Source organism: Microbacterium sp. T3-8, from assembly GCF_055398145.1.
The window spans coordinates 1,169,979-1,188,960 of sequence record NZ_AP027918.1; the positions used below are offsets into that span (position 1 = coordinate 1,169,979).

Below are 18,982 nucleotides of genomic sequence, written 5' to 3' on the forward strand. Positions count from 1 at the left end.
CGACCGCGACGGCACCTGCTCCGTAGCGTCGGAGACATGGAGATCACGACCACCGACCTGGGCCTCGCCGCCCGCGTCCAGCACCTGAAGAAGACCTACGGCTCCGGCGAGGGAGTCGTGCGGGCGCTCGACGACGTCAGCGTCGGCATCCGCCGCGGTCAGTTCACCGCGATCATGGGCCCGTCGGGCTCGGGCAAGTCGACGCTCATGCACATCATGGCCGGCCTCGACACCCCGACCGAGGGGCGCGCGTTCATCGGCGACACCGAGATCACGGGTCTCGGCGACCTCGACCTCACCATCCTGCGCCGCCGACGCGTGGGGTTCATCTTCCAGGCGTTCAACCTGGTTCCCACGCTCGATGCCCTCGGCAACATCCTGCTGCCGTTCGAGCTCGACGGGCGCCGGCCGAGCGCGCTGGAGCGTGCGCGCATCGACGGACTCATCGAGACGCTGGGTCTGGGCTCGCGCCTGCGCCACCGTCCGCACCAGCTCTCGGGCGGACAGCAGCAGCGCGTGGCCATCGCCCGTGCCCTGGCCACCGCGCCGGACCTCGTCTTCGCCGACGAACCCACCGGAAACCTCGACTCGAAGACCGGACGCGAGGTTCTCCAGCTGCTGCAGGCCGCCAGCCGGGAGCACGGTCAGTCGATCGCGATGGTCACCCACGACGCCATCGCGGCCAGCCACGCCGACCGCGTGCTCTACCTCGGTGACGGTCGCATCGTCGCCGACCACCCGCGCCAGACCGCCGAGGAGATCTCGGCCTACATGCTCGCGGCCGAGGTGTCGGCATGACCGCCGTCGGCACGGCCTCGGTGGTCGGTACCGTCGTGCCCGAGACGGCCGCCACGGCTCCGCGCCTCGCGTGGTTGCGCGACCGGGGCATGGGCGCCAGCATCCTGGTCGCGGCGCTGTCGGCGGCGTTCGGGGTGATCCTCGTCGAGGTGACGGCCTTCATCGGTGCGGTGCTGCAAGCCGACCCGTTCATCGGCGACAGCGAGACGCTCGCGATCGTCGTCGCCATCCTCTCGGTGCTGCTCACGGGGGTCGCGATGTACGTCGCCGCGATCGTCACCGCCAACACGTTCTCGACGATCATCGCCGGGCGCACCCGTCAGATCGCGCTCATGCGCCTGGTCGGTGCGACCGCGCGCTCGCAGCGTGCGGAGGTCGGGCGACAGGGCCTCGTGGTCGGCGTGATCGGCGCGCTCACCGGCGTGATCGTCGGTGTTGCGCTCGCTGCCGTCGGAGTGCAGATCGGGCGGATGCTGATCGCCAACGTGCCGGCGGACTTCACCCTCGCGCAGCCGTTCCTCGTGCTGCCCGCCGCGGGCGTCGCGCTCACGACCTGGGTCGCGGCATGGGTCGGCTCGCGACGCGTGCTCACGGTGACGCCCCTGCAGGCGATCGGCGGATCGGTCGAGCGCGGCCACGACGAGGTGTCGGGCAGGGCCGGGCGTCATGTCGGCGCCTGGGTGCTGCTCATCGCCGGTGCCGCCCTGCTCGCGGGTGGGGTGCTGGTCGGACTCGTGACGCCGCTCGGGGTCGTCGTCGCGTTCGTGGGGGGCCTGCTCTCGTTCACCGGTCTCGCGCTCGGCTCGGTGCTGTTCATGCCGCCGGTGCTGCGCCTCGTCGGGCGGATGTTCGGGTCCAGCGCCACCGCGCGCCTCGCCGCCGAGAACGCGCTGCGGTATCCCGAGCGATCGTCGCGCATGGCGATCGGCGTGGTGATGGGCGTCACCCTCGTGACGATGTTCGCGGTCGCGCTGGAGTCGGCGAAGCGGTTGATGATGAACCAGACCTCCGAGGAGGTGCCGCCGGAGTTCTTCGCGCCGTTCGACGCCTTCGCCTCGATCATGATGGTGCTCGTCGCCGTCTCGGCCGTGATCGCCGCCGTCGGCCTGGTGAACCTGCTCACGATCGGTGTCGTGCAGCGGCGCCGTGAGCTCGGGCTGCTGCGATCGATCGGGCTGTCGAACGCCCAGGTGCGCCGCATGGTGCTGCTCGAGGCGACGCACATCACGGTGGCCGCGACGCTCACGGGTCTGGTGCTCGGAGTCGCCTACGGGTGGATCGCCGCCCAGTCGTTGCTCGGCTCGGTGCCGGTGCTGCCGGACTTCACGCCCGCCGGGCTCGTCGCTCCGCAGGTGCCGTGGCTGCCGGTGGTCATCATCGTCGTCGCGACGGCGGTGCTGACGCTCGTGGCCGCCGCGACGCCGACCCGGCTCGCGACGCGGGTCGCGCCGGTCGAGGCGCTGGCAGCCGACTGACGGCGGGCTCGCCGGCTCGCTGAGGGGTCAAGACACGCCGCTGCCGCGGTCCCGCGGGCGGCGTGTCTTGACCCCTCACGGTGCGGAATAGGCTGGACGGATGCCGTCGCCGTTCGATCAGTCCACCTACCAGGTCCGCCTCGACTGGGGGCTCGCCGGCCTCGCACGGCTCGCCGAGGCCGACGTGGTCGTGATCGTCGACGTGCTGCACTTCTCGTCGAGACTGGCGGATGCCGTCGCCGACGGTGCCGCGATCGATCTGGCCGAGGCGGCGGTGTGGTCGACGGACTCCGTCGCACCGGCGCTCGCGGTGACCGCCGCCGCCGGAGGAGCGACGGTGCTGGTCGGAGGCATCCGCAATGCCACCGCCGTCGCACGCACCGTGCAGGCCATCCAGGAGGAGCGTCAGGCGCGCACCTCGGTCGCCCTCATCGCCGCGGGGGAGCGCGACGGCTCGAACGACGTGCGCTTCGCGGTCGAGGACCACCTCGCCGCCGGAGCGATCATCGCGGCGCTCACCGACCTCGGCATCGATCACACGGCGCCCGATGCGGCGGTCGCGGCGGAGGGCTTCCGTGCTCTGCGCCGTGCGCTCGGGCACCTGGTCTCGGCGAGCGGTTCGGCGCGCGACACCGCCGATGCCGACGCGGTCGCCGCGGCATCCCGTCTCGACGCCGTCTCGGCGGTCCCCGTGCTCCGCGACCGGGCTTTCACCGCCTTCGCCTGAGACAGCCGGCGGCACGCCCGGGGGCAGCACCGTGTGCGCGGGGCACGAGCGTAGGGTCGGGGCATGAGGTTCCTCCCCGCAGTCATCGTCGACGCCGTGCTGGTTCTGATCTTCGCCGTGATCGGCCGCGCCTCTCACGACGAGAGCCCCGCCGGATTCCTGCTCACCGCCTGGCCGTTCCTGGTCGCGCTGCTCGTCGGTCACGCGCTCGCCGCATTGCTGCCCGGTCGCCCGCGTCGGCCGTGGTCGGTGCTGTGGGGCGTGGTCGTCTGGGTCGTGGCCGTCGCCGGCGGCATGCTGCTGCGCGTGGTCACGGGGGACACCGCTCAGCTCGCATTCATCATCGTCGCGACGCTGACCCTCGGCGTGCTGCTGGTGGGGTGGCGCGCGGTCACGGCTCTCCTGCGACGCGGGCGCGCCTCGCGGGCAGCGGCCGACGGTCAGCAGGGCGCGACCCTCTCGCACGACGACCCGGAAGAAACGGCCTCCTCGGAGAACGCGAGCGACGGCCCGCGCACGCTCTAGAGCCCAGCGCCCTAGCGCGGCGACTGCGCGGCGAGCTTCACGTCGGCCGTGATCTCGCGCCGCGTCCAGGTGAAGAGGTATCGCTGATCGAAGGTGCGCGAGCACTGGGCGCACGAGGTGGCGCGGGTCGGGCGGCGATGCCGGAACGTCTCGTGCCCGGCGGGGCAGCGGCCGATCCAGGGCGCGAGCTCGACGGCGGTCTCGCCGTGGTGCGTGGTGCCGCCGACGTAACCGAGGTCGCGTGCCACGCGCTTCCAGGCCGGACCGTGCGCGGCGGCGTGCCCGGCGAGGGCATGGGCGACCTCGTGCAACAGCACCTGATGGATCTCGTCGTCGTCGAACCGTGCCGCGAGATAGCGCGACACGGTGATGCGCTTCTTCGTGTAGTCGCACTGCCCGGCGCGACGCTTGGCATGGTCGAAGCCGAACGACCAGGAGTCGTCGAGGTACATCGTCATGAGCGCCTCACCCCAGATGCGCACACGGTCAAGATCCGCCATGCGCTCAGGCTAAGCCATACCGCCGACACCGGGGTGAACGGCCGGTGCGCACGGTCAGCCGGCGACGAGCTGCGACGGGCGACGGCGCTCGGCCGCGTCGATCGCCAGCAGCGTGACTTCGAGCTCGCGATCTGCCGCGCCGGCCTCGCGGCGCAGGAACAGCGACTGCTTGAAGCTGTCGCGCGCGGTGTCGAAATCTCCGGCGTCGAAGGCGTTCTTGCCGCGGTGCTGGTGGGCGAACGCGGCGATCGTGATCCACCCCTGCCCTTCGGCCTCCTCCGCGCACGCGGCGAGCTCCTGCTCGGCGGCGGCGTGCGCCCCACGGAACTGCTGCACGGTCGCACGCAGCACGCGGGCGCGCAGCACATCCTTGCGCGTGCCCGCCATGCGCGCCTGTCGCACGGTCGTCTCCGCGAGGGCGAGCGCCTCGTCGAGGCGTCCCAGCACCTTCAGCAACCACACGCGCTCCAGCAGAGCGGGAAGGCTGCGCTGATCCTCGATCTCTTCGAGCCGTACCGCGCACTCGTCGATATCGACCAGCTCGCGGAGGTTCTCCCGGTCGTATCCCCGGATGAAACTCATTGCTCTCCTTCCGCAGCGTCCCCGTCCAGTCTGCATGCCGTTCACCCGGTCGTCGGGTCGGCACGCCCGCGTGCCCGCATCCCGGATGCGGATCAGCGCAGGAAGAGCGAGGCGTCGGGTCGCGGAGAGGCCACGGCATCCGCATCGGTGACGATGTGCGCGCCCTGCACGAACGTCTTCACCTCGGCGCCCTGCGCGATCTTCGCCGGATGCGGGCCCGCGGCGAGCAGGCGGGGGAGCCACTCGGTGGGCAGGGGAGAGGCGGATGCCGCGACCACGAGGTTGCCGAAGCGGCGTCCCTTGAGCACCTGCGTGTCGGCGAGCACCGCGACCTCGGGGAGCACCGCGGCGACGGTCGCGACCTGTCGGCGGGCGAAGGCGAGTCCAGGGCCGTCGGCGACGTTGATGAGCAGCACCCCTCCCGGGGAGAGCAGCTGCGAGACCTCGCGGTAGAACTCGACGCTGGTGAGGTGCGCCGGGGTCTGCGCGCCGGAGTAGACGTCGGAGACGACGAGATCGCACGCGCCGGTGAGGGCGGCGGGGAGTTTCTGCACGCCCTCGCGCGCATCCCCGATGCGGAGGCGGATCGACGCGCCCTTCGGTAGGGGCAGGTGTTCGCGCACGAGCGCCGCGAGGGGCGCCTCCCACTCGATCACCTGCTGCCGCGATCCCGGACGGGTCGCATCGATGTAGCGCGGCACGGTCAGGGCGCCGGCGCCGAGATGCACGGCGGTGAGCGGTCCCGCGGGCAGCTGATCGATCACGGCGCCCATGCGCACGATGTACTCGAAGTGAAGGTGCGTCGGGTCGTCGAGGTCGACGTGCGACTGCGGGGTGCCGTCGACGATGAGTTCGAATCCGCTCGTGAACTCCGAGGGGGCGATGGTGGCGACGCCGCCGTGATCGAGCTTCGCCTGCGGATGCTCGGTGTCGCGTGCGCGCATCCGTCCCATGCCTGCGAGCCTACGCGCTCGTGCCGTGCCGATCAGCGCTGACGGCCGTTGGTGCAGGTCTCCTGTTCGGCGGTCTGACCCGAGATGCTCGGGTCGAGCGTGGCGCGGGGCGACGGGGTCTCGGTCGTCGGTGCGTCGGTGGAGGGGGCGGTCCCGGGGTCGGTCGCCGTGCCCGGGTCGACGACCTCGACGCCGCCGTTGTTGGTCGCGTCGCCCGTGAGCTGCACCGGCTGACCGGCGGCGAGTGCGGACCACAGGGTCTCGGCGGCCTCGTAGTTCGGGACGACGCGGTCGCTGTCGTCCGGGTCCTCGAAGACCGGGTACTGCGCGAAGACGAAGTCGCTGAACGGGACGTCCTTGATCGACAGTGCGAGCTGCGCGATGCGCACCGGGTTGCCGAGCTCGGTGCTCGGTTTGATGTTGTCGACGGCCGTGTTCGCGAGCCCGAGCACCTTGCTCGGGTCGCTGAGCACCTCGTCGCTGAGGATCTTCTTCACCAGTCGCGACATGTACTGCTGCTGGTTCGAGACGCGCGCCATGTCACTGCCGTCGCCGACCCCGTAGCGCGTACGGATGAACTGCAGCGCTTCGTAACCCGAGACGGTCCGGGGTCCGGGCGCCCAATAGTCGATGCCCGCCTTCTCGTCGCGGATGCCGTCTCCGCCGATGCAGACCTCCACACCGCCGATCGCGTCGGTGATGGCCATGACGCCATCGAAATCGATCTTCGCGGCGAACGGGATCTCGACGCCGCTGAGGTCGGTGATGGTCTTGGCGACGCAGGAGAGCCCGGCGTTCTGGTAGATCGAGTTGATCTGCGTCTTGCTGGTCGCCGAGGCGATCGATCCGTCCTCGCGCGTGCACTCGGGCGTCTCGATCATGAGGTCGCGCGGCAGGGAGACGACGGTGACGTTGCGGGGTTCGGCCGAGACGTGCACGAGGAGGTTGACGTCGTTGAGGATGCCGCCGTCGGCTTCCGAACAGCGCTCGCCGAGGAGCCCGCCTGACACCTCGCCGCACTCGTCGGTGCCGATGAGCAGCACGCTGAACTCGCCCGGGAAGGCGCTGATCGACGGAGGTTCCACCTCCGGCGCGTCCTCGAGCGCCACCGCGTCGGCATTGAAGCGGTTGATGTAGTCGACGACGACGAAGGCGCCGACGGCGATGGCCGAGACCAGGACGACGCCGAGGGTGATCCCGGCGATCTTGAGGAAGCCCTTCATCGGTCCCGGGGTGGGGAGGGGAGCGTGGCGGGCGACGGTGGATCGGTCCTTGTGGCGGGCGCGAGGCATCTCGAGAGCATAGCCAGGGCCCCGGGAGGATGCCTGTGAAGGCCCCACGGAAACGATTGTCACAAGCATGTGACGATCGTGTGAAAAACTTGCAGGCAATTAGTTAGTCGTAGATACTTATTCGACAGGGCGAGCACCCACTCGTCCATCCCCAGGACGTTTCAAAGAGGAGATCCACTGATGCACAAGCGCATTCTTCCGGTCGTGGCGCTCGGCGCCGTGGCTTCGCTCGCGCTGGCCGGCTGCGCCGGCGGCGGCGACAACGGCGGAGCAGCAGACGGAGAGGGCCAGGAGCTCACCGTCTGGATCATGAAGGGCACGAACCCCGATTCCACCGCCTTCTACGACAAGGTCTCCGCGGCCTTCGAAGAGGAGACCGGAGCGACGGTCAACATCGAGGAGATCCAGTGGGCTGACGCGCACGATCGCTTCGTCACCTCGATCGCCGGCGGCACCACCCCCGACATCGCCGAGACCGGCACCACCTGGACCGCCGAGTTCGCCGACGCCGGCGCCCTCCTCCCGCTCGACGAGTACGTCGACGCCGAGGACGGCCTGCGCGACGACCTGGTCGAGGGCCTCGAGGTCGCGGGAACCTACGACGACGAGCTCTACGGCATGCCGTGGTACGCCGGCGTGCGTTCGCTCGTCTACCGCGCCGACGTGTTCGAGGAGCTCGGTCTCGAGGCTCCGAAGACGTGGGACGACATCATCGCCGCGGGCGACGCGATCAAGGCCGCCAAGCCCGACATGCTCCCGTTCCCGGTTCCCGGTGACGCCGAGTTCCAGGTCTACCCCTGGGTCTGGGGTGCGGGCGGAGAGATCGCCACGAAGGACGGCGACACCTGGACCAGCGAGCTCGACAGCACCGAGTCGCAGGCCGGCATCGAGTTCTACACCGGACTCGCGACCGAGCACGGCTTCTCCTCCGCAGGTGCCACCACCTGGAAGGAGACCGACCTCCGTGACGCGTTCACGCAGGGCAACGTCGCCATGATGCTCTCGGGCTCGTGGACGCCGAAGTCGCTCATCGAGGCGAACCCCGACCTCGAGGGCAAGATCGGCGCGGCGGTCATCCCCGGCGAAGACGGCGGCATCGCCCCGTCCGTGCTCGGCGGATCGCACCTCTCGGTCTTCAACACGACCAAGAACGCCGACCTCGCGTGGGAGTTCGTCAAGCTCATGACCACCGGTGAGTTCGCCGAGCAGTGGTCGAACGAGACCGGCTACTTCCCGGGCGTCCAGTCCGCGATGGAAGAGGCCCTCGCCTCGACCGACCCGCTCGTGGCACCGTTCGCCGAGCAGATGGTCGACGGCGGAGCATCCGTCCCGGTCACCCCGAACTTCGGCGCCGTCCAGGCGAAGAAGACGACCAACTCCATGATCCAGGCCATCCTCAGCGGGCAGAAGGACGTCGCGACCGCGACGAAGGATGCCGCCGCTGAGATGACGGACCTGCTCAACCAGTAAGGAAGCACTCCTTCCATGTCGATGGTGCAAGCGCCACTGCCGGCCACGAAGGCGGAGTCCACCTCCGCCTCCGTGGCCGGCGGCCGGAAGCGTCGCGGTCTCTCGATCGTCACGGCCCGCCCCTGGCTCCTCCTCGCGCCCGGGCTGATCATCCTCGCGGTGCTCATGCTCTGGCCGCTCATCCAGGTGTTCATCTACTCGCTGCAGGACTACGGCCTGCGCGAGATCAACACCGGGGAGAACAACTGGATCGGCTTCGACAACTACGTCGAGGCGCTCACCAACCCGACCCTGTGGACGGTGGTCCTGCCCAACACCGTCGGGTTCGCCGCGGTGGCGGTCTTCGTCACCGTGGCGGTCGGCACGCTCGTCGCCCTGCTGCTCGCTCGCCTCGGCACCACGTGGCGCGTCATCGTCTCGAGCTGCATCATGGTCGCGTGGGCGATGCCCGCCGTGACCGGCACCTACGTCTGGACCTTCATCTTCGATGCCGACCGCGGCATCTTCAACTCCGTCCTGCGAGACCTCGGCCTCATGGACCAGTCGATCAACTGGTTCACCAACCAGTGGTCGTTCTACGCGATCGTGCTGCTGAACGTCGTGCACCACGGCTTCCCGTTCGTCGCGATCACCGTGCTCGCCGGACTCCTCGGCGTCTCGAAGGAGATGCTCGAGGCCGCGGCCCTCGACGGCGCCGGCGCGTGGCGCCGCTTCTGGAAGATCATCTTCCCGACCCTCAAGCCCGTCTTCTCGGTCGTCATCATCCTGTCGACGATCTGGGACTTCAAGGTCTTCGCCCAGGTGTACCTGATGCCCGGCGGTGGCGGCGGCAACCGCCAGGTGCTCAACCTCGGCGTCTGGTCGTACGTCGAGTCGTTCGGTCAGAACCGCTACGGCTTCGGTGCGGCACTCGCCGTGCTGCTCACCCTCGTGCTGATCGGCATCACGATCGTGTACATCCGATCCCTCATGAAGGAGGACGAGCTGTGAACCCGCGCGCATCCCTCCGCTCCCGCATCGGTATCGGGATCGCCGTCGCGGCCGTCCTGATCTTCACGCTGTTCCCCGTCTACTGGATGGTCTCCAGCGCCTTCGACAAGAAGGCCTCGAGCGGTGGGCAGTCGCTGCTGCCGCAGGAGTTCACCTTCGACAACTTCGCGTTCGTCCTCACCGAGGGCGGGTTCGGCACGTTCCTGCGCAACTCGGCGATCGTGGCGATCGTCACCGTCGTCGTGAGCGCGCTCGTGTGCCTCCTCGCCGCCGTCGCGGTCGCCCGCTTCAAGTTCAAGTTCCGCACCACGATCCTCATGATGATCCTCGTCGTGCAGATGGTGCCGCTCGAGGCGCTCGTCATCCCGCTGTTCCTCCAGGTGAAGAGCCTGGGCCTGCTCAACAGCATCCTGGGCCTGATGGTCGTGTACGTCGCGCTCTCGCTCGCCTTCGGCATCTGGATGCTCCGCGGATTCGTCGCGGCCGTCCCGGTCGAACTCGAAGAGGCTGCCTACATCGACGGCGCGAGCTGGTGGCGCATGTTCCGCTCGATCCTGCTGCCGCTGGTCATGCCGGGCCTGGTCGCGACGAGCATCTTCAGCTTCATCACCGCGTGGAACGAGTTCATCTTCGCGATGACGATCCTCGGCGCGCAGACCGACCAGTACACGGTCTCGATCGGTCTCAAGTCGTTCTTCGGCCTGTTCGCCAACGACTGGGGCAGCATCATGGCCGCGTCGACGATCATCACCCTCCCGGTCATGATCTTCTTCGTGATCGTGCAGCGCCGTCTGGCCTCGGGCATGGTGGCGGGAGCCGTGAAGGGATGACCGACGACCTCGAGCGCCTCGCGAACGGCGTGCTCTGGCCGGGCTTCTTCGGTACCGAGGCGCCCGCCTGGCTGACCTCCGAGCTGCGTGACGGCCTCGCCGGCGTCGTGTACTTCGGCCAGAACGTGGGCGAGGGGCTGTCGGCGTTGAGCGCCGAGATCCTCGCCGCCAACCCGGATGCCCTGATCGGCGTCGACGAGGAGGGCGGCAGCGTCACCCGCCTCGAGTCGGCCACCGGGTCCACGCTCCCCGGAGCCGCTCAGCTCGGCGCACTCGACGACCTCGTCGCGACCGAGCGCACCGGTGCCGAGCTCGCCCGTCGCGTGCGTGCGGTCGGTGCGAACGTCGTGCTGGGTCCCGTCGCCGACGTGAACACCGATCCGCGCAACCCCGTGATCGGCGTGCGGGCGTTCGGTTCCGAGGAGCCGCTCGTCACACGTCACGTGATCGCGGCGGTGGACGGCATCCAGGACGGTGCCGTCGCCGCGTGCATCAAGCACTTCCCGGGTCACGGCGACACGCATCTCGACTCGCACCACGCGCTGCCCGAGATCGCGCTCGACATCGACGAGTACGAGCGCGTGCACCTGGCGCCGTTCCGTGCCGCGGTCGAGGCCGGGGTCGACAGCATCATGACCGCCCACATCGTCGTCCCGGCGTGGGGCGACCAGCCCGCCACCCTCAACCCGCGCGTGCTCGGCATGCTGCGCGAGTGGGGTTTCGAGGGCGTCATCATCACCGACGCGCTCGACATGGCGGCCATCCGGGAGACCGTCGGGATCGGCGGGGGAGCGGCGCAGGCCCTCGCGGCCGGCGCCGACCTGCTCTGCATCGGAAACCCCACGAACCCCGGCGACGATGCCCTCCCCGACCAGGACGAGCGCGACTTCCGCGCCGCGCGCGACGGCATCGTCGCAGCGCTGCGCGACGGGTCGCTCTCCCGTGAGCGCGTCGAGGAGGCCGCCGGCCGCGTGACGGCGCTCGCGCGCAAGCTCCGTGCGGCCGCCGCCGAAGTGTCGGACGGCATCGAGGAGTTCGACGCGACCGACGTCGTGCGTCGCGCGATCAGCGTCGTCGGAGACGCCCCGGCCGCGGCATCCGCTCTGTCGGTCGTCGATGCACGCCGCCGTTCGACGCTGGCCGTCGACAGCGCCTCGGCGTACGTCTCGGCGACGCTCGCCGACGACGGGCGCCGCGTGCGCCTCGACGTCGCGCACACCTCGGTCGAGGAGCAGGATCGGGTGCTCGACGACGCGGTGTCGACGGAGGGCACGACCGTGCTGCTCATCGACCGTCCCGATGCGGATGCCGCGCAGCGTGCACTCGTGGAGCGCGCGGCCGTGCGCGATCCCGAGGCGGTCGTCGTCAACGTGGGCCTCGCCGCACGCACGGCGCTCCCGCTGCCGACGATCGAGGTGGGAGCCGCCAGTAGGCTGGGAGCGCAGATGGCACGGGAGCGGTTGGTCGGCGCCGCCGGCTGAGACGGGTGCGCACGATGGACGACGACGTTCTCGCGCTGGTCCGCCGCTCGGCCCCGAAGTTGAGCGCGGCCGAGACGCGCGTGGCCGAGCGGATCCTCGACGACCCGATGGTCGTCGTCGAACTCGCGATCACCGACCTCGCCGAGCTGTGCGGCACATCGCTGTCGACCGTCGCGCGCTTCGCGCAGTCGCTGGGCTTCAGCGGCTACCGCGAGCTGCGCGTGGCGGTCGCGCGCTCGGTGACGCTGGCCCAGGCGCAGCAGGCGCGCTTCGGGTTGGATTCGACGACGATCTCGGCCGACGATGGCCCCGCCACGATCGCCGCGAAGCTCGCGGCCCAGCAGATCGACGCGATCGAGAGGACCGCTCACGGGCTCGATGCGGCGACCCTGGATCGGGCGGCGCGGGCCCTCGTCGATGCCCGCCACATCGACCTCTTCGGCCAGGCGGCCTCATCGCTCGCCGCGCAGGATCTGCAGCTGAAGCTCTCGCGCATCGGCAGCGCCGTCTCGCACTCGGCCGATCCGCACCTGGCGCTGACCGCGGCCGCGTTGCGCACGTCGGACGACGTGGCGGTCGCCTTCTCGCACAGCGGCGAGACGGTCGAGACGCTGCGTGCGCTGGAGGTGGCGAGGGATGCCGGTGCGCTCACCGTCGCGGTGACCGGTGTCGCCGACTCCTCGCTCGCGCGGACCGCCGAACTCGTGCTCCTCACGCACGCCTACGAGTCGCCTTTCCGGATGGCGGCGATGTCGAGCCGGATCGCGCAGCTGGCCCTCGTCGACGTGCTCTTCGTGCGCGTCGTGCAGCACCGCGGCGAGCCCGTGTCGATCCCGCTTCGGCTCACGCACGACGCCGCGGTGCACCACCGGCGCTGAGACCCGGGTCCGGAGATCGCGATACCGGATCGCAACACTCTCGTAACGCGAGAGTCTTGGCATACCAACATCCACTGAGTAGCGTCGAGGGAATCACCATGCGGGCGACGATGCCCGCATGCGCAGCGAAACGCCCCACAGGGAAGGTTCATCCATGCACCAGTCACCACTTCGACGACGCGGTCTCGTCGCCATCACGGGGGCGACGATCGCCGCCCTCGCCCTCGCGGGTTGTGTCGCGAGCGAGCGCGGCGACAACGATTCGGAAGGGTCCGGCGACGTCGACGGCACCTTCGTGTTCGCCGCATCGTCCGACCCGGCCAGCCTCGACCCCGCGTTCGCGCAGGACGGCGAGAGCTTCCGCGTCTCCCGGCAGATCTTCGAGGGTCTCGTCGGCACCGAGCCGGGAACGGCCGACCCCGCGCCGCTCCTCGCCGAGAGCTGGGAGTCGTCGGAGGACGGCATGAGCCACACCTTCACCCTCAAGGAGGACGTGACCTTCCAGGACGGCACGCCGTTCAACGCCGAGGCCGTCTGCGTCAACTTCGACCGCTGGTACAACTGGACCGGCCTCGCCGCGTCCGAAGCCTTCGGCTACTACTACAACAAGCTCTTCAAGGGCTACGCCGACACCGCGGCGGATGCCGTGTACAAGTCGTGCACGCCCGACGGCGACTACTCCGTCACGATCGAGCTGAACAAGCCCTTCGCCGGTTTCGTGGCCTCGCTGTCGCTGCCGTCGTTCGCGATGCAGAGCCCCTCGGCGATGCAGGAGTTCGGCGCCGACGAGGTGGGCGGATCCGCCGAGGCTCCGCAGCTCTCGGAGTACGCCATGGGCCACCCGGTCGGCACCGGTCCCTACTCCTTCGAGGAGTGGGCACCGGGCGAGCAGGTCACGCTCAAGGCCTACGACGGCTACTGGGGTGACGCCGGACAGATCGACGAGATCATCTTCCGCACGATCGACGACCCGACCGCTCGCCGCCAGGCGCTCGAGTCCGGCTCGATCGACGGTTACGACCTCGTCGGCCCGGCCGACACGAAGGCTCTCGAGGACGACGGCTTCACCATGGTGTCGCGCCCGCCGTTCACGATCCTCTACCTGGCGTTCAACCAGGCGATCCCCGAGCTGCAGGACCCGAAGGTCCGTGAGGCGCTGTCGTACGCGGTCGACAAGGACGCGCTGATCAGCCAGGTGCTCCCCGAGGGCACCGAGAAGGCCATCGAGTTCGTGCCCGAGGTCGTCAACGGCTACAACCCCGATGTCACGACCTTCGACTACGACCCCGAGAAGGCCAAGGAGCTGCTGGCCGAGGCCGGCTACGACGAGGCCAACCCGCTGAAGCTCACCTTCAACTACCCGGTCAACGTCTCGCGTCCGTACATGCCGGACCCCGAGCAGATCTTCACGGTGCTCTCGTCGCAGCTCGCAGACGTCGGCGTCGAGACCACCCCGGTCTCGGAGGAGTGGGTCGAGTACCTCGACCGCACCACCGGCACGTCGGACCACGGCATCCACCTCCTCGGGTGGACCGGTGACTACAACGACACCGACAACTTCGTCGGCGTCTTCTTCGGCCAGCAGAGCTCCGAGTGGGGCTTCGACAACCCCGAGCTGTTCCAGAAGCTGAACGAGGCGCGCGGCGTCTCGAACCTCGAGGACCAGACGGCTCTGTACGAAGAGATCAACGAGATGGTCGCGCAGTTCATCCCCGGTGTTCCGCTCGCCCACCCGGCGCCCACGCTGGCGTTCGATCCGCGCGTCGAGAGCTACCCGGCCAGCCCGGTGAACGACGAGGTCTTCACGGACATCGTCCTCACCAAGTAGGCCCGACCGACGCGCACCCTTCGTCTCGTCGCTCCGCTCCTCGCTCAGGGACCGGCCTCCCGGTCCCTGAGCGAGCGGAGCGAGACGAAGGGTGTGCGCCCGATCTACGGAGATCTCTGTGCTGCGCACCATCGGCGGGCGACTGCTGTTCCTCATCCCCACTCTGATCGGCCTCAGCATCCTGCTGTTCGCCTGGGTCAGAGCCCTCCCCGGCGGCCCGGCCGTCGCCCTTCTCGGTGAGAAGGCGACCCCCGAGGCCATCGAGAGGGTCAACGAACTCTACGGATTCAACAAACCGCTCATCGAGCAGTACTTCGTCTGGGTGACGAGGCTGCTCCAGGGCGACTTCGGCACCTCGATCCAGACCAACCGGCCGGTCGTCGAGGAGTTCTTCCGCCGCTTCCCGGCCACCATCGAGCTCAGCGTCGTCGCGCTCATCTTCGCGGTCGGCGTCGGCATCCCGCTCGGCTACTGGGCCGCGCGCCGCCACGGCAAGTTCAGCGACCACGCCTCGGTCGTGCTGAGCCTGATCGGCATCACGATCCCGGTGTTCTTCCTCGCGTTCATCCTGAAGTACATCTTCGCCGTGCAACTGGGCTGGCTGCCCTCCGACGGCAGGCAGAATCCGAGGATCGACGCCACGCATCCCACGGGCTTCTACGTGTGGGACGGTCTCATCACGGGCGAGTTCGATGCCGCGTGGGACGCGATCCTGCACCTGATCCTCCCGGCTCTGGCGCTGGGCACGATCCCGCTCGCGATCATCGTGCGCATCACGCGGGCGAGCGTGCTCGAGGTGCAGAACGCCGACTACGTGCGCACCGGGCGGGCGAAGGGCGTCGGATCGTCGACGCTCCGCAACCGCTTCATCCTGCGCAACGCCATGCTGCCCGTCATCACGACGATCGGTCTGCAGACCGGTCTGCTCATCTCGGGGGCGGTGCTCACCGAGACGGTGTTCGCCTTCCCGGGGATCGGGTCCTTCCTGGCCCGGGCGATCTTCACCCGGGACTTCCCGGTGCTGCAGGGCTTCATCATCTTCATCGCGATCGCGTACGCGCTGATCAACCTCGCGGTGGACGTCTCGTACAGCTTCATCGACCCGAGAGTGAGGGTCCAATGACGACCATCACCGGCATCCGGAAGGGGGCGATGTCATGAGCGTCGCACTCCCACCCGCCCAGGGCGGCGGCGTGATCGACACCGTCGCGATCGCCCAGGCCGGCATCAAGGAAGGGCCCGGCGGGTTCTGGCGCGACGTCTTCCGACGTCTGCGCCGCAACCCCACGGCGTGGATCGGCGCGATCATCGTGCTGCTGTTCCTCCTCGTGGCGGGCCTCGCCCCGCTGCTCGCCCCGTATCCCGAGACCGCGCTCCCCGGGGCGAAGTTCATCACCCCGACCTACATCCCGGGACCGGGGGAGCTGCCGCAGTTCCCGCTCGGCCTGGATCGGTTCGGCGGCGACGTGCTCTCGAAGCTGATCTGGGGTGCGCGGGCGTCGCTGCTCGTCGGCGTCATCTCCACCGCGATGGGACTCGTCGGCGGCATGCTGCTCGGTCTCCTCGCCGGTACCTTCGGCGGCTGGGTCGACACCGTGATCATGCGCTTCGTCGACATCATCCTCTCGGTGCCGAACCTGCTCCTCGCGGTCTCGATCGCGGCGATCCTCGGCCAGACGCCGTTCGCGGTGATGATCGCGATCGGTGCCTCCCAGGTGCCGATCTTCGCCCGCCTGCTGCGCGCCTCGATGCTGCAGCAGCGATCGAGCGACTACGTGCTCTCGGCGCAGACCCTCGGTCTCGGTCGGGGGCGCATCACGATGTCGCACGTGCTGCCGAACGCGATCGGTCCCGTGATCGTTCAGGGCACGCTCACGCTCGCGACCGCGGTGATCGACGCCGCAGCGCTCTCGTTCCTCGGTCTCGGCGGCGGTCGCCCCGAGACGGCCGAGTGGGGTCGCATGCTCACCTACGCGCAGGCGGAACTCTCGATCGCGCCGTGGCTGGCCTTCCTGCCCGGTATCTGCATCGCGGTCACCGCGCTGGGCTTCACCCTGTTCGGTGAGGCGCTGCGCGAGGCGATGGACCCGAGGACGCGTGCCCGATGAACGCCCAGGAGAACACGATGAACGACACCCCGCTCCTCTCCGTCGAGGGGCTCGCGGTCGACTTCACCACCATGGACGGCGTCGTGCACGCCGTCGAGGGGGTCGACCTCGAGATCTCGCCCGGTGAGACGGTCGCGATCGTCGGCGAGTCCGGTTCGGGCAAGTCGACGACCGCGATGGCCATCATCGGCCTCCTCGCGGGAGGTGGCAGGGTCGCCAGCGGCAGCATCCGTCTCGACGGGCGCGACATCGCGCACGCCGGCGAGAACGAGCTCCGCACGATCCGCGGGCGCGACATCGGTCTCGTCCCGCAGGATCCGATGTCGAACCTCAACCCGGTCGCGAAGGTCGGCACCCAGGTCGCCGAGACGTTGCTCGCGCACGGTCTCGCCACGCGGCAGAACGTGCAGCAGAAGGTCGTCGAGGCGCTCACCGCCGCGGGCCTGCCCGATCCCGAGAAGCGGGCGAAGCAGTATCCGCACGAGTTCTCGGGCGGAATGCGGCAGCGCGCGCTGATCGCGATCGGCCTCGCCTGCAAGCCGCGTCTGCTGATCGCCGATGAACCGACGAGCGCGCTCGACGTCACGGTGCAGCGCACGATCCTCGATCAGATCGGTGCGATGACGCGCGAGCTCGGCACCGCCGTGCTGCTCATCACGCACGACCTCGGTCTCGCCGCCGAGCGCGCGGAGCGCGTCGTGGTGATGCACCGCGGCAAGGTGGTCGAGCAGGGCCCCGCCCGCCAGATCCTCGAGGATCCGCAGCATCCGTACACGCAGTCCCTCGTGAAGGCCGCCCCCTCGGTGGCGGCCGCGCGCCTGCGTCCGGAGGCCTTCCAGGTCGAGGAACGAGCGGATGCCGCGGCCGACGCGTCCGTGGATTCCGGTTCCGCTGCGAAGGCCGACCACATCGTCGAGATCGAGGGCCTCACCAAGGTGTACCCGGTGCGCGGACGCGGCGAAGATTTCGTCGCGGTCAACGACGTGTCGCTCGCGATCCCGCGCGGCGAGACGGTCGCGATCGTGGGGGAGTCGGGGTCGGGCAAGACGACGACGGCGCGGATGCTGTTGAAGCTGATCGAGCCGACCAGCGGTCTGATCCGCTTCGAGGGCAAGGACGTCGCGTCGCTCAGTCGTGCCGAGACGCGCGACTTCCGCCAGCGCGTGCAGCCGATCTTCCAGGATCCGTACTCCAGCCTGAACCCGATGTTCACGATCGAGCGTCTGATCGCCGAGCCCCTCGAGTTCTACCGCCGGGGGAGCGGCGCCGAGCGTCGTGCGCGCGTGCGCCAGCTGCTCGACGACGTGGCGCTGCCGCAGTCGATGCTCGGGCGGTATCCGTCGGAGCTGTCGGGCGGTCAGCGCCAGCGCGTCGCGATCGCCCGTGCACTCGCGCTCTCGCCCGACCTCATCGTGTGCGACGAGCCGGTCTCCGCCCTCGACGTGCTGGTGCAGGACCAGATCCTCACCCTGCTCGGCGACCTCCAGAGCGAGTACGGGCTCAGCTATCTCTTCATCTCTCACGACCTCGCCGTGGTGCGTCTCATCAGCGATTACGTGTGCGTGATGAAGGACGGCAGCCTGGTCGAGGCCGCATCGTCGGAGGAGATCTTCACGAACCCGCGCGACCCGTACACGCGTCGTCTGCTCGCCTCGATCCCCGGGAACGAGCTCGACATCGCGTCGTGAGGGGCGGGCGGCCGGCGATGTCGCAGGCAGTGGATAGCATGTGACGCATGCGCACTCCTCTTCGATCCGCTGCCCTGCTCGTCGCCGCCGCCCTCACCCTCACCGGGTGCTCGACGCTCATCCCGACCCCGCAGGAGACGAGCGGGTCCTCGTCCGAGGTCGAGGCGGAGGAGACGACGGCGGGCGAACTCGACGCAGCGCCCGCGACGGGAGCCACGATCGCCGGTGACGGCTACACGTTCATCGCGCCCGCGGGGTGGGAGGACCCGCAGCAGGAGATCCCCGGGTTCGATCCCGACAGCTTCGCCGCCGATCTCCAGGACGCCGACGGGTTCGCCGACAACGTGAACGTGCTCAAGTCCCCGGTCGGCGTCGTCACGCCCGACCAGGTCGAGACGCTGGGGTTGAAGGAACTCGAGACGGTGGGCGCCACCGATGTCGTCGTGCACGACCGCGTCGTCGTCGCGGATTCCGAGTCCGCGCACATCTCGGCGGCCATGTCGAGTGAGGGCGTCTCCTACGTCGTCGACCAGTACTACGTCAGCAGCGCCGACCAGACCTACGTCGTGACGTTCTCCTTCAGCGACACGGTGCCGGCGACCGAGCGCCAGCAGACCGCAGAGTCGGTGCTCGTCACCTGGACCTGGGTGTGATGCTCGCCACACCGCGCTGACGGATGCCAATACCGCAGCATCCGATATTGGTCAAGGACTCCACTTGCCATGTCGCAGATTCGTGTCTATAGTTAGTAGTTGCGCTCGCTTCTCCATGCCCTCATATGGTGGTCGGCATTTCGTTGAGCTTCTGAGCGCACACTCCACCTGACGACAAAGGAATCGAGAAGCCCTGCGGGGCTC

18 protein-coding genes are annotated in these 18,982 nt (G+C 69.3%); 14 read left to right on the forward strand and 4 right to left on the reverse strand.

The window, feature by feature from the left end; genetic code table 11:
- Positions 1-36: 36 nt before the first annotated feature.
- The 4 genes from ACZ5Y9_RS05540 to ACZ5Y9_RS05555 all read left to right on the forward strand — a co-directional run bounded on the left by ACZ5Y9_RS05540 (position 37) and on the right by ACZ5Y9_RS05555 (position 3,525).
- Positions 37-798 (forward strand): ABC transporter ATP-binding protein, encoded by a 762-nt coding sequence (locus ACZ5Y9_RS05540; RefSeq protein WP_247623232.1) that lies wholly within the window; start codon positions 37-39, stop codon positions 796-798.
- Positions 795-2,273 (forward strand): ABC transporter permease, encoded by a 1,479-nt coding sequence (locus ACZ5Y9_RS05545; RefSeq protein ID WP_464472501.1) that lies wholly within the window; start codon positions 795-797, stop codon positions 2,271-2,273. The genes ACZ5Y9_RS05540 and ACZ5Y9_RS05545 overlap by 4 nt, the downstream gene beginning before the upstream one ends.
- Before the next feature lie 100 nt (positions 2,274-2,373).
- Positions 2,374-3,000, forward strand: coding sequence for a 2-phosphosulfolactate phosphatase (locus ACZ5Y9_RS05550; RefSeq protein ID WP_247623230.1), 627 nt, complete (start codon positions 2,374-2,376; stop codon positions 2,998-3,000).
- Positions 3,001-3,063: 63 nt separating this feature from the next.
- The gene (locus ACZ5Y9_RS05555) at positions 3,064-3,525 is read left to right on the forward strand and encodes a DUF3054 domain-containing protein (RefSeq protein ID WP_464472502.1); all 462 of its coding nucleotides are present in this window, start codon (positions 3,064-3,066) and stop codon (positions 3,523-3,525) included.
- An 11-nt stretch (positions 3,526-3,536) separates the two neighbouring features.
- On the opposite strand, the gene ACZ5Y9_RS05560 is transcribed toward ACZ5Y9_RS05555, so the two are convergent.
- The 4 genes from ACZ5Y9_RS05560 to ACZ5Y9_RS05575 form a co-directional block, all read right to left on the reverse strand.
- Positions 3,537-4,025, reverse strand: coding sequence for a SprT-like domain-containing protein (locus ACZ5Y9_RS05560; RefSeq protein WP_247623228.1), 489 nt, complete (start codon positions 4,023-4,025; stop codon positions 3,537-3,539).
- A 54-nt stretch (positions 4,026-4,079) separates the two neighbouring features.
- On the reverse strand, positions 4,080-4,607 hold the full coding sequence (locus ACZ5Y9_RS05565; RefSeq protein WP_247623227.1) for a hypothetical protein: 528 nt from the start codon (positions 4,605-4,607) through the stop codon (positions 4,080-4,082).
- A 92-nt stretch (positions 4,608-4,699) separates the two neighbouring features.
- On the reverse strand, positions 4,700-5,560 hold the full coding sequence (locus ACZ5Y9_RS05570; protein WP_464472503.1) for a spermidine synthase: 861 nt from the start codon (positions 5,558-5,560) through the stop codon (positions 4,700-4,702).
- A 32-nt stretch (positions 5,561-5,592) separates the two neighbouring features.
- A complete protein-coding gene (locus ACZ5Y9_RS05575) occupies positions 5,593-6,852 on the reverse strand; it encodes an LCP family protein (protein ID WP_464472504.1) in 1,260 nt (419 codons plus the stop codon).
- Positions 6,853-7,032: 180 nt separating this feature from the next.
- Here ACZ5Y9_RS05575 and ACZ5Y9_RS05580 point away from each other — a divergent pair, with 180 nt between their 5' ends.
- The 10 genes from ACZ5Y9_RS05580 (at position 7,033) to ACZ5Y9_RS05625 (ending at position 18,778) form a co-directional block, all read left to right on the forward strand.
- A complete protein-coding gene (locus ACZ5Y9_RS05580) occupies positions 7,033-8,322 on the forward strand; it encodes a sugar ABC transporter substrate-binding protein (RefSeq protein ID WP_247623224.1) in 1,290 nt (429 codons plus the stop codon).
- Positions 8,323-8,337: 15 nt separating this feature from the next.
- Positions 8,338-9,312, forward strand: coding sequence for a carbohydrate ABC transporter permease (locus ACZ5Y9_RS05585; RefSeq protein ID WP_247632785.1), 975 nt, complete (start codon positions 8,338-8,340; stop codon positions 9,310-9,312).
- Positions 9,309-10,142, forward strand: coding sequence for a carbohydrate ABC transporter permease (locus ACZ5Y9_RS05590; protein WP_247623222.1), 834 nt, complete (start codon positions 9,309-9,311; stop codon positions 10,140-10,142). The genes ACZ5Y9_RS05585 and ACZ5Y9_RS05590 overlap by 4 nt, the downstream gene beginning before the upstream one ends.
- A complete protein-coding gene (locus tag ACZ5Y9_RS05595) occupies positions 10,139-11,623 on the forward strand; it encodes a glycoside hydrolase family 3 N-terminal domain-containing protein (RefSeq protein ID WP_464472505.1) in 1,485 nt (494 codons plus the stop codon). The genes ACZ5Y9_RS05590 and ACZ5Y9_RS05595 overlap by 4 nt, the downstream gene beginning before the upstream one ends.
- A gap of 14 nt (positions 11,624-11,637) precedes the next feature.
- Positions 11,638-12,501 carry a MurR/RpiR family transcriptional regulator gene (locus tag ACZ5Y9_RS05600; protein ID WP_464472506.1) on the forward strand — a complete coding sequence of 288 codons (864 nt, stop codon included), beginning with the start codon at positions 11,638-11,640 and terminating at the stop codon, positions 12,499-12,501.
- Between the two features lie 154 nt (positions 12,502-12,655).
- Positions 12,656-14,329 carry an ABC transporter substrate-binding protein gene (locus ACZ5Y9_RS05605; RefSeq protein WP_247623219.1) on the forward strand — a complete coding sequence of 558 codons (1,674 nt, stop codon included), beginning with the start codon at positions 12,656-12,658 and terminating at the stop codon, positions 14,327-14,329.
- Between the two features lie 118 nt (positions 14,330-14,447).
- The gene (locus ACZ5Y9_RS05610; protein ID WP_247623218.1) at positions 14,448-15,452 is read left to right on the forward strand and encodes an ABC transporter permease; all 1,005 of its coding nucleotides are present in this window, start codon (positions 14,448-14,450) and stop codon (positions 15,450-15,452) included.
- 34 nt (positions 15,453-15,486) lie between these two features.
- The gene (locus tag ACZ5Y9_RS05615) at positions 15,487-16,437 is read left to right on the forward strand and encodes an ABC transporter permease (protein WP_247623217.1); all 951 of its coding nucleotides are present in this window, start codon (positions 15,487-15,489) and stop codon (positions 16,435-16,437) included.
- Between the two features lie 17 nt (positions 16,438-16,454).
- Entirely contained in the window at positions 16,455-18,125 is a 1,671-nt protein-coding gene (locus ACZ5Y9_RS05620; protein ID WP_464472507.1) for an ABC transporter ATP-binding protein, read from the forward strand.
- Between the two features lie 47 nt (positions 18,126-18,172).
- Positions 18,173-18,778 carry a hypothetical protein gene (locus ACZ5Y9_RS05625; protein WP_464472508.1) on the forward strand — a complete coding sequence of 202 codons (606 nt, stop codon included), beginning with the start codon at positions 18,173-18,175 and terminating at the stop codon, positions 18,776-18,778.
- Positions 18,779-18,982 lie beyond the last annotated feature (204 nt).